This is a genomic window from Roseateles flavus, from assembly GCF_039872765.1.
GTDB lineage: Bacteria > Pseudomonadota > Gammaproteobacteria > Burkholderiales > Burkholderiaceae_C > Roseateles_B > Roseateles_B flavus.
In genome coordinates this window covers 1-13,942 of the sequence record NZ_JBDPZC010000026.1, presented here as the reverse complement: position 1 = coordinate 13,942, position 13,942 = coordinate 1, and the positions used below count along the sequence as shown (strand labels likewise).

Sequence of the window (13,942 nt, the reverse complement as noted above, 5' to 3'; positions counted from 1 at the left end):
CAGCCCGTAGTTCACCAGCCCGCGGTGCTCGATCATCACCCCCTTGGGCTTGCCCGTGGAGCCCGAGGTGTAGATCACGTAAGCCAGGTGCCGCGGGCCCACCCCCGTCTGCGCCACCGGCAGGTCCGTGTCTTCCAGCCCGCGCCAGGACGCATCGTCCTGCAGATCCAGCACCACCGTGCCCGACCCCGCCAGCCCTCGCACCGCCTCCTGCTCGCCCTGCACCAGCAGCACCGCCGGCTCGCTGTCCTGCAGCATGTGCGCCAGCCGCTCCTGCGGATACGCCGGGTCCAGCGGCACATACGCTCCGCCCGACTTCCAGATCCCCAACAGCGCCGTCAGCATGCTCGATCCGCGCTGCGCGCACAGCGCCACTCGCACGTCCGGACCCACCCCCAGCTCCCGCAGCCGCCTCGCCAGACGGTTCGCCTGCGCGTTCAGCTGCGCATAGCTCAGCACCCCGCCGGCCTCCACCACCGCCGCCGCCGCCCCATCTCGACGCACCTGCGCCTCGATCAGCTCGTGCACGCAGCGATCCAGCGGCAGCGCCTCCTGCGTCTGGTTCCAGCCTCGCAGCACCTGCTCGCGCTCCGCCGCCGGCAGCATCGGCAGCCGCCCCACCGCCATCTGCTCATCAGCCACCATGGCCTCCAGCAGGCGCTGCCAGTAGCCCAGGAAGCGCTCGACAGTGCGGCGCTCGAACTTGCTGCTGTCGTAGTCCAGCGGGACGATCACCGTGTCGCCCACCTCGGCCATCTCCAGCAGCAGATCGAGGCCTGAGCCCCCCGTGTTCTGAATACGGCCGTAGGCACTGAGCCTTGCACCGCCCCAGTCCACTTCGCCAACTTCCTTGGAGTGCGCCATCAGTCCCAGGGTCTGGGAGGCCGCGCGTGCCTTCTGGTACACGAACAGGGCGTTGAAGTAGGGATGGCCGTCGTCAGCACGCACCGGATTGAGGCGCTCCACGATTTCCACCAGGGGATAGCTCTGGTTCTTCAGTGCCCGCCAAGCTGTTTGCTGCACCTGCTTGAGCAGCGCTGAAACGCTGAGCTGCGGATCCAGTTGGGCCCGCATCACGACAGGATTGGTGAAGTTGCCCAGGGTGCTGCCCCACTCGCGCCCACGCGCGGGCATGGGGGAGCCGACGGCGAGCTGATCCTGTCCAGTCAGCCTATGCAGAAGGATGAAGTACGAGCTCAGCAACGTGGCGAACATCGTGCCCTGGTGCCGCTCCGTCAGCTCACGCAGGCCGGCGGTCAGTGCCGGGTTCAGCACCACCGTGAGGGTTTCGCGGGTCTCCTTCACCAGGGCCCGGTCGGGAAGGTGATCAACCGGCAACTCCAGGCGTGGATAGGACTCCGCCAGCGCCGACTTCCAGTACTCGAACTGCCTCTGGCCCTGAGGACTTTCCAGCCATGCGCGCTGCTGGCTGACGTGATCGAGGAATGAGGGAGCGTCGGCTAGGCCAAGCTCGGTCGAATCGGGCGCGCCCGATTCCAGCTTCAGCAGATGGTCCAGCTCTTCCAGGATCTGCCACAGCGACCATCCGTCGCAGACCAGGTGATCCACGGCCAGCAGCATGACGTCGGTACCGGAGCCGTCGCGATAGAGGCTGGCACGGATCAGGGGCGCCGCATCCAGCACGAAGGGGCGTGCGCGGTCCGCCTCCACCCGCGGTCCCAGGACCGCCTCGTCGAGCGAATCGACTTCGTGGATCGCAAGAGGCACAGAGGCGTGGGATTGGATGCGCTGCCGCGGCTCACCGTCGAACTCGCCAAAGCTGGCCCGCAGCATGGGATGCCGGGCCGCCAGGCCATCGAGCGCACGCTGGAAGCGCTCGGCATCCAGTGACGGCTGCACGCGGGCCGCGAAGGCAATGTTGTAGCCCCCCTGCAGCTCAGGCTGCATGCGGTAGAGGAACCAAATGGTGCGCTGGATCGAAGACAGTTCATGCCAGTTTCCGACTTCCGCCGCGGGCAAGGGATGCGAGGTCTGCGCTGCCTGGTTCATATCGATGAGGACTGACACGTTCTTCTCCTGCCCGGGCCGCGACCCAGCAACGATTTCTAGCAATGCCCTGGAAGGTGCGACGAACAGGCGCAGCCTTGTGCGGAGCCAGGCGGCCCGCTTCGTCAGGTTTCGGAAAGTAAAAAGCTTCCGCAGTCCAGGCATCGCTTGATGCCTGGACCACAGACAGGACCCGATCTACGCGCGCTGCGTGTCAGGTGCTGGGTTGAGGGACGGCAGCCCCCTCAGCCGGTACCGATGCGATCGATTCGATATCCGGCTGGTCATCCACCCGCAGGTCAAGCTCTCGCATGTGGCGATTGAGCAGGGCCAGCAGCGATGCGATGACGCATACGCCCCCGCAGAGGACGTAGAGGAAGCCGAAGCCACGCCCCTTGCCCACGCCAATCACCTGTCCGATGGTTTCGGACCAGGCCCCTCCGGTTGCGAGTGCCGGCTCGAAGACATGCTCGCCAGCAACACCGCCGAGCGTCATGACCACGCAAAGCGCCAGCAGGTGCAGGGCACCGATCAGGGCAAAGATGCTGCCCTGCTTGGCTTTGGGGATCTTGCGCATCCACAGGGCTCCGGCGCAGGAACCAGAGGCTGCGCCCGCTGCCATCGCGATGAAGGCACAGAGGCACCATACGCCTGGAGAGGTGGTGAAGCCGGCCAGCACGACAGCCAGGGACAGGCAGGCGTCGGTCACCAGGACCCAGACCATCAGACGCTTGTTGATCTTCAGCACCACCAGCAGTGCCGCGCCCACCATGCTGCCAAGGGCACCACAGGTCAGCACCAGGCCCAGCGTATCGCTGGTACCGGTGGACAGCACCAGTGGGGTGATCATGGCCGTGATCAGCACCATCAGGCTTTCCTGCAGCACGGCATAGGCGAGCAGGCCGATCATCAGCGGCTCGGTACGGAAATAGCCGAGGGCCGAACGGAAGCTGTCGATCATGGCCCGCACGGGATGCTGCTTGCTAGGCTCCTCGGTGCCTCGGATGGCGTGGCGTGCGCTGGACAGCGCGCCGAAGATGGCGGCGGCGCCGGCAATGACCAGGGCAACCTCGATGACCATGATGCCGCCCAGGCCCCACGACGCCATCACATAGCCCGCCATCAAGGGTGCCCCCACGTGCATGAGCGCCTGCGACAGGTTCACCAGGCCATTGGCCTGAGTCAAGCTGTCCTTGGGGACGATGGCGCCGATCGCGGCCATATAGGACGGATTGCGCAGCGCTCCGACGACCGCACCCACCCCATTGAAGACCAGCAGGTGCGAGACGGACAAGGTGTCGTAGTAAAGCAGCGCCGCCAGCACCATCACCATCAGGGCGGTGACCACATCGCAGCTTGCGATGACCCAGCGACGGTCATAGCGGTCCGCCAGCCCTCCGGAGAACGGCGTCATCAGCAGGGCCGGCACGGCCGCCGACAGAATGGTCCAGGAGAACTGCTCGGCCGAGCCCGTCTTCTCGAAGACCCAGACACCGAGGGCGAAGCCCATCAGCGCGGCGCCGATATCGAAGGAGGTCTCGCTGAGCCACAGCAGGATGAAGGCGCGCGTGAGCAAGGGCTTCTTCTTGGGAGCCTCCGCAATGGAGGGATCGGCAGCCGCGTCCTGGACTGCATTCGTGGTTTGGACCTCAGGCTGCATGAGCCACCCCCTGTTGCTTCAAAGCGTGAAACACCGCCGTATCCAGGCGATCAAGAATGGCGCCGACATCGGACGGCGTGAGAATCAGTGGCGGCAGGAAGCGCAGCACGGCGCCGTGGCGGCCGCCGGTCTCCACCATCAGGCCCGCCTCCATGGCGCAACGCTTGATGGCCCGGGCCAAAGCCCCGTTCCCGGGACCGGGCTGGCCGCCCTGCTGCGGTTCGGCCACCTCGACACCCACCATCAGGCCCCGGCCTCTCACGTCACCAAGCGCCGGATAGCGGCGGGCCAGGTCGCGCAGGCCCGACATCAGCAGCTCGCCCATCTTCTGGGCATGCTGCGCGAGACCGTCGCGTTGAAGAATGCGCATCGTGGCCTGCCCGGCGACCATGGCAATCTGGTTGCCACGGAAGGTGCCGGCATGCATGCCGCGAGGCCACTTGTCCAGCGACTGGTCATACACCACGACCGCCAGCGGGAAGCCGCCGCCCAGCGCCTTGGAAAGCACCAGCACATCCGGCACGATTCCGGCACTCTCGAAGGCGAACATCTGCCCTGTGCGCGCAAAGCCGCTCTGGACTTCGTCGAGGATGAGCGGGATGCCATGCTCCTGCGTCAAGGCGCGGAGTGCCCGCAGCCAGTCGCCCGAGGCCGGGATGCAGCCTCCTTCGCCCTGTACGGCCTCCACGATCACCGCAGCAGGCTTGGCAATGCCGCTCTCCGGATCCTCGAGGACCCGACGCAGGTAGTTGATGGACAGCTCGTCCGTCTGGCTGCCGTCCGTGCCGAAGGGGCAGCGGAATCGGTAGGGATAGGGCATGAAATGGATACCACCAGGCCCGGGCCCGATGCCGGCCTTGGGCCCCAGGTTGCCCATGGCGGCCAGGGCATTGCCCGTCATGCCATGGTAGGCACCATGGAAGGCGATGATGTTGTGCCGCCCCGTGGCGAAGCGGGCCAGCTTGAGGGCTGCCTCGACGGCGTCGGAACCGCTGGGGCTGCAGAACTGGACCTTTGCGCGGCTGGCGAACTCCTCGGGCAGCAAGCCGAACAGTTCCTGGACAAACTCGTACTTGGCCGGAGTCGTGAGGTCCAGGGCCTGATGGACATGCCCTGACTTAATGAATTGGGTCAACACCTCCACCAACTCAGGATGGTTGTGCCCCAATGGCAGCGCTCCCGCGCAGGCCAGGCAGTCAATGATCTCCCGGCCACTCTGGTCACGCAGTCGGATGCCTGCCCCTGACTCGAAGACGCCTTCAAAATTTGCCGCGTAAGTCCGCGCCTGGGACTCCCGCCCGCGCAGGACTTCGTATCTGTTCATGGCACATGCCCCCCTACTTCGCAATCGAGAATGATGAACAAAGCCCTGCCTGTCAGCACTCATGGCAGAGCCAATGAATGCAGACGCAGCCAGCAGAGCCGCTGATTTCCTCAAGCCTTTGTATGCACCTCGGTCTGGATTGCGGGGGTCCATGCGAACTCCACAATCTCTTCACTGGCTCACCCGGTGCAAGAGCAAGCCTATTGGCCAGGCAACACCCTGATGGATGCACCCGGGTGTTTTTCCTGCCCTGACCACCGATCTCACAACGTTAGCGAGGTCGTATGACCAGTCTATGGCCACTTCCATTATTTTTTGCCGACGCCAACCCTGCAAGAAGTTACTAGTGACACGCGACCTAACTAAGTTAGGGCTTGTCTTACAGCCAGCGGGCGTGAGCGCATGCCTAGCCCAGGCAAGCGGCAAATACTAGGCAGCAGAGGGACATACCATGCCGCAGCCACCCCGGATATCGGCCCGTTCCCCGGCGCCCAGGGCTCGCAAGGCACTGAAAAACCCGATGACATCCAGAAACATTTGCCCCCCCATGAATACGGGGGCGGCGTCGCAGTGTCGCGACATGCTGGCTGCAATTGAACTGCAATCAGTCGGCTGTTGCGCCGGCGGCTCAGGGGCGGCCCGCCCCTTGCTCAGGCAAGGCCGCACGCGGCGTGACCAGTTCGGGAAGATCACATGAAATTCTGTGTGTGCGGCACTCGCCCCGGAAGGCTCCCAGCGTTCGCAAAACTGTCGCCGAGATGCCGTGGGCTTTGTGAACATGCGCAGGCCTTCACGGCCTTTCGCCCCCAATACTGCACACCCGACGGCCCCTCCAGGCAGCAAAGAAGTGGCCTACCCAGAGCACAGAGCCTGCGCTGCCGGGGCCATCCCGAGCAAGTGGCCGTTGCCGGCTCGCGAAGCCAGTGTCACCGCCATTGCCGCGTGCCAGGCTTAGAAGCCATGACGGTGGCGCTAGCATGCGCGCATGAGCCGTACCCTCCCCCTGCCCTGGCCTGACTTCGACGCAGCGCTGCAGGAGATCGCCGCCCGTGCCCAGCCCCTGTTGAGCCAGGGCCAGGTCGCCAGCTACATCCCTGAACTGGCCCGCGTGCCGCGCGAACAGTTCGGCATGGCCATCGTGGGCATCGACGGCAGACTCTGGGAGACCGGGCAATCGCGCCAGCGTTTTTCCATTCAGAGCATTTCCAAGCTCTTCGCGTTGCTGATGGCCCTTCGGCATGAGGGTGACGCGCTCTGGGAGCGCGTGGGCCGCGAGCCCTCCGGGACGCCCTTCAACTCGCTCGTGCAGCTTGAGCATGAAGGTGGCAAGCCGCGCAACCCCTTCATCAATGCAGGTGCACTGGCCGTCACCGACGTGCTGTGCACGCGCCATGTCCAGCCCGAGACTGCCCTGGTGGACCTGCTGCGCAGGCTGTCCGACAGCGCCACCGTCGACTACAGCCTGCGGGTCGCGCAGTCGGAGCGCAAGCACAGCGACCGCAACGCGGCCATGGCCCATTTCATGCGCAGCTTCGGCCGGTTGCACAATCCTGTCGATCGCATCCTGGACGCCTACTGCAGCCACTGCGCCATCGAGATGAGCTGTGTGGAGCTGGCCCGGGCCATGCTGCTGCTGGCCAACCATGGCGAATTGCCATGGAGTGGCGAGCGCCTGCTGTCACCCAGCCTTTCCAAGCGGCTCAATGCCCTGATGCTGACTTGCGGCACCTACGATGCCGCAGGCGATTTCGCCTTCCGCGTCGGGTTGCCCGCCAAAAGTGGCGTGGGTGGCGGCATCGTGGCCCTCATCCCCAATGTCTGCGGCATCTGCGTGTGGTCACCCGGCCTGGATGCAAATGGCAACTCGCTGGCCGGGGTGGCGGCCCTGGAGTGGTTGACCACCCTGACGGGCCGTTCGATCTTCTGAGTCCTTCAGGGCCGCGGAAGTACCGCACGGCGCATGGACTCTTGCAGGCCCTCCGACAGCGCCTGCAGCAGCGCGTGCCGGCGGCGCGCCTCGGCCCGCTTGCGCGAAGGAATGCTGTCCAGGTCCAGTTCCCGGCCGGCACGGGCGTGCAGGCGCCAGCGGCCGTTGCAGCCCAGGCTTGCGCCCATCTCCTGCCAGAGCCGCTCGTTGTCCGCCAGGATGCGCCGCCGGCGCCAGGCATTGATGGCGATGCGCTGGCTGTTGCCGACCAGCTCCAGCCAGGAGCAACCCAGGGCCTGGCTCCATTGGGCCGCCGCAGTGACCAGCAGGCTGGCCGGCCGGCATCCATGCAGGGCCTTGGTGGCCAGGCGCATGCGCTCGGCGGCATCCTGCGAGGCTTCTCCCTGCAGCCGGCCCACAACGAAGGCAGGCGCGCCCGCACCTTGCGCATCGACCAGGCCCGTCAGCGTGTACAGCGTGCGCCCGTCCATGCGCAGGCTGAGGCTCAGCTCCCCTTCGCGATGACCGTCATGCATAGCCTGCAACTGCAGTTCGAAGCCCGTTCCGTCCTTGCCCTGCCAGCCATAGAGCCACTGGGGAGCGGCATGGGCCGCGCAGGCCAGGTCGCCCATGCCCTGCGCATGGAGCCAGCGATAGTGGCCCGCCAGGAGGCGCACCCGCTCCGGCAGGGACAAGGCCTGGTCCAGGTAGGGTCGCGTCACCTTGCTGAGCAGCCTGGCGTCATTGACACGCTGCAGCACCGGGTCCCCGACCAGCAGCACCAGCCAGCCACTCACGGCCCGGGGATGCCGCGCAAAGGCCACGACCAGCTTCAACCAGTCCTTGGCACCGAGCTCCATGCGCCGGGCCAGGACCCGGAGGGCGCGCAGCGGAGGCACCCAGCCGGGAGAACGCCCGGCTGGGGCATCAGGCAGGGAGACCGCCTGGCGTGCAGGCACTTCATTCGGGGCGGCCGTGGCAAGCGGGGCGGGCTGGGGTAGGTCGAGGCGCGTTTGCATGGGAACTGGAAAGGAGATGAAGACCCGGGACCGGCCTGCAGCACCAGTGCCACGACGGCAAACCGTCGTTCAGCTTAATCCGGCAAGCTTGCAAACCACTATCAAGCACCTTCGGACCGCGGGTCCACAATGTCGCATGCAAATCTTGCTCATCGAGGACGACCCCATCATCAGCTGGGAACTGCAGCTGCGCTGGAAGCAGCTCGGCTGGGCGGTGCAGGTCTGCGAACGACTGGACCGGGCCACCGAGGTCGTCGTCGGGCTAACGCCTGATCTGCTGGTGCTGGATCTGAGTCTCCCCGATGGCGACGGACTGCTGTGGCTGCAGCAGTGGCGAAAGGGCGACCCGCGCACACCAGTGCTGGTGCTAACGGCGCGGGACCAGGTGGCCGATCGCGTGGCAGGACTCAAGGCCGGTGCCGATGACTATCTGGTCAAGCCCTTCTCGGTGGAAGAGCTCGATGCGCGCATGGAGGCGCTGCTGAGGCGCTCGGTCGCCTCGCGCACGCGCCGCGCCCAGCTCGGCCGCCTCAGCTGGCTGCCCGACGAAGGCATGGTCAGCTGCGACGGACGCCCGCTGGAGCTCAATCCACGGGAATTCGAAGTGCTGGGCCTGCTGATCCAGCGCGCTCCACGCCTGGTGCCCAAGCGAGTGCTGCTGGACGCACTGGCCGAGCGGAACCTGGAAGTCGGGGACAGCGCCATCGAGGTCTATGTCTCACGCCTGCGCAAGAAGCTGCTGGACTGCCAGGTGCGCATCGAGACTTCGCGGGGCTTTGGCTACCGCCTGGTCCTGGATGCCGGCCCGGAGCAAGGCCTGGCATGAAGAGGCCGCTGCTGCAGGCGCTGCGCCGGCCCAAGGGGCTCGAAGGCGGCCTGCGATGGCGGCTGCTGGCCCCGCTGCTGGGCGTCGTCCTGGTGGCCAGCTTCCTGAGCGCCAACGCTGCCAGCGGACTCATCGACGCGGTCTTCGACCGCTGGCTGCTGGATGCCGCCCGTTCATTGGCCTCGCAGGTCCGCTTCGAGCAGCACGAGGCCGTGCTCAGCCTCAACCGCCAGGCCCAGGCCGTCCTGACCTACGACGCCGACGACCGGACCTATTTCTCGGTGCAGGAAGGCGATCACGTGCTCGCGGGCGAACCTGCGTTGCCGCGCTCGGGCAGCGATGTCCGCAGCTACGAGAAGGGCGCCCGGGCGTTCGAGGCCCCCTTCCTCGGCCATCCGGTGCGGGTGGTCTGGGTGCAGGTGGACAGCGTCACCGATCCGTCGCGCGCTGTCCTGGTGGGGGTCGGGGAGACGCTCAACAAGCGGCGGCGCGTCTTTCGGGAGCTGCTGTGGGTCTATGCGCCCGTCGGCCTGATCGTCGTCGTCGCGGCATGGATCCTGCTGGCCGCCGTACGGCGCACCCTGCGCCCTCTGCAGCGCATGGCCGACCAGTGGAACACCCAGTCTCATGCCTCCCTGATGCCCATCCCCACGAGCGAGGTGCCGCGCGAGCTGCTGCCCTTTGCACAGGCCCTCAACGAGCTGCTGGCCCGGCTGCGCGAGGTGCTGGACCGCGAGAAGCTCTTCGCCTCCACGGCCGCCCACCAGCTGCGCACGCCGCTCACGGGCCTCCAGCTAGGGCTGGCGCGGGCCGCCGAGGCACCAGACCTGGCCTCCACCCGCGCCGTGCTGGCCGGGCTGCAGGCGTCAACCCAGCGCACCGCCCGCCTGGTCCAGCAACTGCTGGCCCTCAGCCGCCTGGATCCGGAGCTGGCCAGCAGCCCGGATTCCGGTCCGGTAGACCTGGACGATCTCGCGCGGGCCGTCGGCGAATCTTTTCTGGAGAGTGCCCACGACAAGGGCCTGACCATGGAATTGATCGAGGCGGGTGATGCCTCCTCCAGCACACGGCGCGCGGCCATCGTGGGTCACCCCGACCTGCTCAGCGAGGCCCTGGGCAACCTGATCGACAACGCCATCCGCTACACGCCCGCCGCCGGCACGATCCGCATCACCGTACAGGCGGAGCCTCCTGGCCTGACGGTCAGCGACAGTGGCCCCGGCATCCCGCCGGACGAGCTGGTGAAGGTCATGCTGCGCTTCTATCGCGGCCGGCAGGCCAGTGGCCAGGGCTCGGGACTGGGACTGGCCATCGTCTAGGAGATCGCCAACCTGCACCATGCCAGCGTGAGCCTCCGGAACATGGATGAAGGCGGCCTGCAGGTGAGGATTCTGTTTCCGCCCCGGGACTGATCGCCGGACAGCAGACATGCGCGGCAAGGCCCTGGCTGCTCCAGCCCATGAGCCGTGCGAGCCGACGCGCCGGCTCAGCGTCCCAGGCCCTTGGCGGCGGCCTCTTCCTGCCCTGGGCCCGGCACCACATCCACACCGTGAGCCGCCAGGTATTCGCGGATCAGCTTGCGGACCACTTGTGACGGGGTCACGTCCTGGCTGGCGCACAGGGTCTCCAGGGCTTTCTTCTTGTCGGGATCGATGAGCACCGTCAGGCGTGCCGTCTTCATCTCCATGGCAGGCTCCTTATGTTAATCACATTATAATTGCACGCGCATTCAAGGCGCATTAAATTAGCGTTTCAACCGGCTCCGCCGTTTGCCAACGCCCGCCCATGCCCCTCGATCACCTGCAGCGCCTTACCTCGCGCCACCGCACCCGCAGCAGCAATCGTCAGCTGGGCGCGTTGCTGGCCTTCGTGGCGGGCGCGGTGAATGCGGGCGGCTTCCTGGCCGTGCAGCGTTACACCTCGCACATGACCGGCATCATTTCCGGTATTGCCGATGACCTGGCGATCGGGGAGCTGCGGCTGGCGCTGTCCGCGCTGGCCACGCTGCTGTCCTTCGTGGCCGGTGCCGCCTGCACGACCCTGCTGATCAACTGGGCGCGCCGCCGGCAGCTGCAGGGCAAGTACGCCCTGCCTCTGCTCGTGGAAGCCCTGCTTCTGCTGGGATTCGGCCTGGTGGGCGCCCATCTGCGCGGTCTGCCACAGCTGCTGGTGCCCACGGCGGTGCTGCTGCTGTGCTTCATCATGGGTCTGCAGAACGCCATGGTGACCAAGATTTCCCAGGCCGAGATTCGCACCACCCACATGACCGGCGTGGTGACGGATATCGGCATCGAGCTCGGCCGCCTGCTCTACTGGAACCGTTCCAGGGAGCGCAACGCGGTCCACCGCGTGCAGGCCAACCGTGACAGGCTGGGCATCCATCTGCTGATCCTGTCCCTGTTCTTTGTGGGCGGCCTGGCGGGCGCCCTGGCCTTCAAGCACCTGGGCTTCTCCGCCACCCTGCCCTTCGCCTTCGCGTTGATCCTGGTCGCGAGCCCGCCGCTGTGGCAGGACCTCCGCGCCGCCCGTCGACACCGCACCGCCCCAGCCTCCCCAGCCGCCCATGAGTGATTCCTTTCTTGCCCTCGAAGACGCCGACGCCAACGCCCATGTCAGGCCCTATGTGCGGGAGACACTGGACAGCAAGTCCCTTCACTTCTGCATGGACGAGATCCAGAGCACCATGCACCTGATGGCGCCCGACGCCCTGGCGCTGGCCTACACGCGCACCATGATGGGCGTCCTGCTCTTCAAGCCACGCCCGGCCACGCTGGCCATGATCGGTCTGGGAGGCGGCTCGCTGGCGAAGTTCTGCCACCGCCATCTGCCGGCCACACGCATCAAGGTGCTGGAGATCAATCCGCATGTGCTGGCCTTGCGCCGCGAGTTCAAGGTGCCGGACGACGACGCGCGCTTCAAGGTCCTGCTGGGAGACGGCGCGGATTTCGTCCGCTTCCCGCCCTACCAGCTGGACGTCCTGCTGGTCGATGGCTTCGACTACCACGGCCAGCCGCCCGCGCTGTGCACCCAGCGCTTCTATGACGACTGCCGGGACGCCCTGCAGCCCGGCGGCCTGCTGGCCGTCAACCTGCACACGGGGCATGTGGACTTTGCGCTGCACCTGGCCCGGCTGGAGCGCAGCTTCGACGGTGAGCTGCTGGTGATCAGTGACGAGGACTGCAGCAACACCATCGTCATCGCCTGCCGGGGCCGGCTGCCGCGCCTGCAGGGCACGGCAGCGCTGCGCTGCCCGGCGGGCTTTGACGCCCAGGCCTGGTCGGAACTGCTGCCGGCGTTCGAGGAGGTGGTCCGGGCCAGCCGCACGGGCGATGTCCAGTCCTCGATCAGCGTCGAGCCGCCCACAGACCATCGCAGGCGCTGAGGCAGGGGACGCCGCAGCGGGTACGGCGGCAATGAAAACCGCCACCGCGGTGCCAGGCAAGACCTGACCCCAACGGTGGCGGCTCCAACATTTCCGCGTGAGATTGCCGGGTCACTCCCCCGGCGGGGAGACTTAGCGCACGACCGCGATCTGCTCGCGGGCACCGCCCTTGTAGGTGTACAGGGTCAGGGCGCCGTTCTTGATGTCGCCCTTGTTGTCGAAGCTGATCGTGCCCGTCACGCCCTTGTAGCCTTCGGTCTTGGCCAGCACCGGCAGGTACTTCGCGGGTTCAGCCGAGCCGGCCTTCACCATGGCGGCGACCATCACGTTCAGCGCGTCGTACACGTACGGTGCGTAGATCTGCACTTCGACCTTGTACTTGTCCTTGAAGCGGGCCTTGAAGTCGTCCATGGACTTCTTGGATTCGCCTTCCACGCCACCGGCTTCGGCGCACACCACCTGGCCGTCACCCATGGTGCCGCCCGACAGCTTGGGCAGCTCGCCCGAGCAGATGCCGTCGCCGCCCATGAACTTGGCTTCGATGCCCAGCTGCTTCATCTGGCGCAGCATCGGGCCGGCCACGGCGTCCATGCCGCCGAAGAAGATCACGTCGGGCTTCTTGCCCTTCAGCGAGGTCAGGATGGAGCTGAAGTCCGTGGCCTTGTCGTTGGTGAACTCGCGACCCACCACCTTGCCGCCGGAGGCCTTCACGCCCTTCTCGAACTCGTCTGCCACGCCCTGGCCGTAAGCGGTACGGTCATCGATCACGGCGATGGCCTTGCCCTTGAGCTGGTTCACGGCGTACTTGCCCAGCGTGCCACCCAGGTGCACGTCATCAGCCACCACGCGGAAGGCGGTCTTGTAGCCGTTGCGGGTGAACTTGGGGTTCGTCGCCGAGGGGCTGATCTGCGGCACACCGGCATCGCTGTAGACCTTGGACGCGGGGATGGAGGTGCCCGAGTTCAGGTGGCCGATCACGCCGTTGACCTTGGAGTCCATCAGCTTCTGGGCTGCGGCCGTGCCTTGCTTGGGATCGCCGGCGTCGTCTTCCGCCAGCAGTTCGAACTTGGCCTTCTTGCCACCGATCGTCACGCCCTTGGCGTTCAGTTCATCGATGGCCATGCGGGCGCCCAACTCATTGTCCTTGCCCAGGTGGGCAATGCCGCCGCTGGTGGGACCGACGTGACCGATCTTCACGACCAGGTCTTGAGCCAGGGCGGTACCGCCCACCAGGGCCAGGGCTGCTGCAGCCACCAGCTTCATCTGCGAATTCATCGTCTCATCTCCTGTGTAACGAGCGCCTGCAGCCTTGTGGGCTGCTGAACCTGCGGGTTACGGCTCCTGCTCGCGACTTGTCTGTAGTCCCGCTCTAGAAATAGTCCACCCCCTACGCGCTGCGCGCGCGCCCTCAAGGGGGCAAGCCCGTAGGCCCGGCAAAGCCGGATCCTCGGGCTTCGCGCGAGGGCCGATCGGCTTCGCCATCAGCCGTCTTCGCACGATGAGGATGGTGCTTACTCGCCCAGATAAGCGGCGCGGACCTTGGGGTCGTTGAGCAGGTCCTTGCCGGCACCCGTCATCGTGATCAGGCCGCTTTCCATCACGTAGCCGCGGTTGGCGGCGGCCAGTGCGCGGCTGGCGTTCTGCTCCACCAGCAGGATGGTCACGCCCTGGCTATGGATGTCGTTCACGACCTCGAAGATCTTGTCGACCATGATGGGGCTCAGGCCCATGCTGGGCTCGTCCAGCAGCAGCACCTTGGGCTGCGTCATCAGCGCGCGGCCCATGGCCAGCATCTGC

Annotated in this window: 12 protein-coding genes; 5 read left to right on the top strand and 7 right to left on the bottom strand. The window is 66.4% G+C overall.

Annotation, left to right across the window (positions count from 1 at the left end):
• The 3 genes from ABDJ40_RS24395 to ABDJ40_RS24385 form a co-directional block, all read right to left on the bottom strand.
• A partial coding sequence (locus ABDJ40_RS24395; protein WP_347613679.1) for a condensation domain-containing protein occupies positions 1–2,028 on the bottom strand: 2,028 nt, incomplete at its 3' end.
• Positions 2,029–2,221: 193 nt separating this feature from the next.
• Positions 2,222–3,667 (bottom strand): MFS transporter, encoded by a 1,446-nt coding sequence (locus ABDJ40_RS24390; RefSeq protein WP_347613677.1) that lies wholly within the window; start codon positions 3,665–3,667, stop codon positions 2,222–2,224.
• A complete protein-coding gene (locus ABDJ40_RS24385; RefSeq protein ID WP_430765679.1) occupies positions 3,657–4,991 on the bottom strand; it encodes a diaminobutyrate--2-oxoglutarate transaminase family protein in 1,335 nt (444 codons plus the stop codon). Before ABDJ40_RS24385 ends, ABDJ40_RS24390 begins: the two co-directional genes overlap by 11 nt.
• Positions 4,992–5,976: 985 nt before the next feature.
• On the opposite strand from ABDJ40_RS24385, the gene ABDJ40_RS24380 reads away from it, so the two are divergent.
• The gene (locus ABDJ40_RS24380; protein ID WP_347613675.1) at positions 5,977–6,918 is read left to right on the top strand and encodes a glutaminase; all 942 of its coding nucleotides are present in this window, start codon (positions 5,977–5,979) and stop codon (positions 6,916–6,918) included.
• Between the two features lie 5 nt (positions 6,919–6,923).
• Here the strand turns inward: ABDJ40_RS24380 and ABDJ40_RS24375 are convergent, their stop codons facing one another.
• Positions 6,924–7,937 (bottom strand): DUF535 family protein, encoded by a 1,014-nt coding sequence (locus tag ABDJ40_RS24375; protein WP_347613673.1) that lies wholly within the window; start codon positions 7,935–7,937, stop codon positions 6,924–6,926.
• 136 nt (positions 7,938–8,073) lie between these two features.
• On the opposite strand from ABDJ40_RS24375, the gene ABDJ40_RS24370 reads away from it, so the two are divergent.
• Both ABDJ40_RS24370 and ABDJ40_RS24365 read left to right on the top strand, forming a co-directional pair.
• Positions 8,074–8,763, top strand: coding sequence for a response regulator transcription factor (locus ABDJ40_RS24370; RefSeq protein ID WP_347613672.1), 690 nt, complete (start codon positions 8,074–8,076; stop codon positions 8,761–8,763).
• The gene (locus tag ABDJ40_RS24365; RefSeq protein ID WP_347613670.1) at positions 8,760–10,082 is read left to right on the top strand and encodes a sensor histidine kinase; all 1,323 of its coding nucleotides are present in this window, start codon (positions 8,760–8,762) and stop codon (positions 10,080–10,082) included. Before ABDJ40_RS24370 ends, ABDJ40_RS24365 begins: the two co-directional genes overlap by 4 nt.
• Positions 10,083–10,249: 167 nt before the next feature.
• On the opposite strand, the gene ABDJ40_RS24360 is transcribed toward ABDJ40_RS24365, so the two are convergent.
• Complete coding sequence (locus ABDJ40_RS24360) at positions 10,250–10,450, bottom strand: CopG family transcriptional regulator (protein WP_347613669.1); 201 nt, start codon at positions 10,448–10,450, stop codon at positions 10,250–10,252.
• Between the two features lie 98 nt (positions 10,451–10,548).
• Here ABDJ40_RS24360 and ABDJ40_RS24355 point away from each other — a divergent pair, with 98 nt between their 5' ends.
• Together ABDJ40_RS24355 and ABDJ40_RS24350 are read left to right on the top strand one after the other, a co-directional pair.
• A complete protein-coding gene (locus ABDJ40_RS24355; protein WP_347613668.1) occupies positions 10,549–11,334 on the top strand; it encodes a YoaK family protein in 786 nt (261 codons plus the stop codon).
• Positions 11,327–12,145 carry a spermine/spermidine synthase domain-containing protein gene (locus ABDJ40_RS24350; protein ID WP_347613665.1) on the top strand — a complete coding sequence of 273 codons (819 nt, stop codon included), beginning with the start codon at positions 11,327–11,329 and terminating at the stop codon, positions 12,143–12,145. The genes ABDJ40_RS24355 and ABDJ40_RS24350 overlap by 8 nt, the downstream gene beginning before the upstream one ends.
• Before the next feature lie 132 nt (positions 12,146–12,277).
• Here the strand turns inward: ABDJ40_RS24350 and ABDJ40_RS24345 are convergent, their stop codons facing one another.
• Both ABDJ40_RS24345 and ABDJ40_RS24340 read right to left on the bottom strand, forming a co-directional pair.
• Positions 12,278–13,408 (bottom strand): branched-chain amino acid ABC transporter substrate-binding protein, encoded by a 1,131-nt coding sequence (locus tag ABDJ40_RS24345; RefSeq protein WP_430765678.1) that lies wholly within the window; start codon positions 13,406–13,408, stop codon positions 12,278–12,280.
• A 248-nt stretch (positions 13,409–13,656) separates the two neighbouring features.
• Positions 13,657–13,942, bottom strand: a 286-nt coding sequence (locus ABDJ40_RS24340) for an ATP-binding cassette domain-containing protein (protein ID WP_488473457.1), incomplete at its 5' end; no start/stop codon positions are given.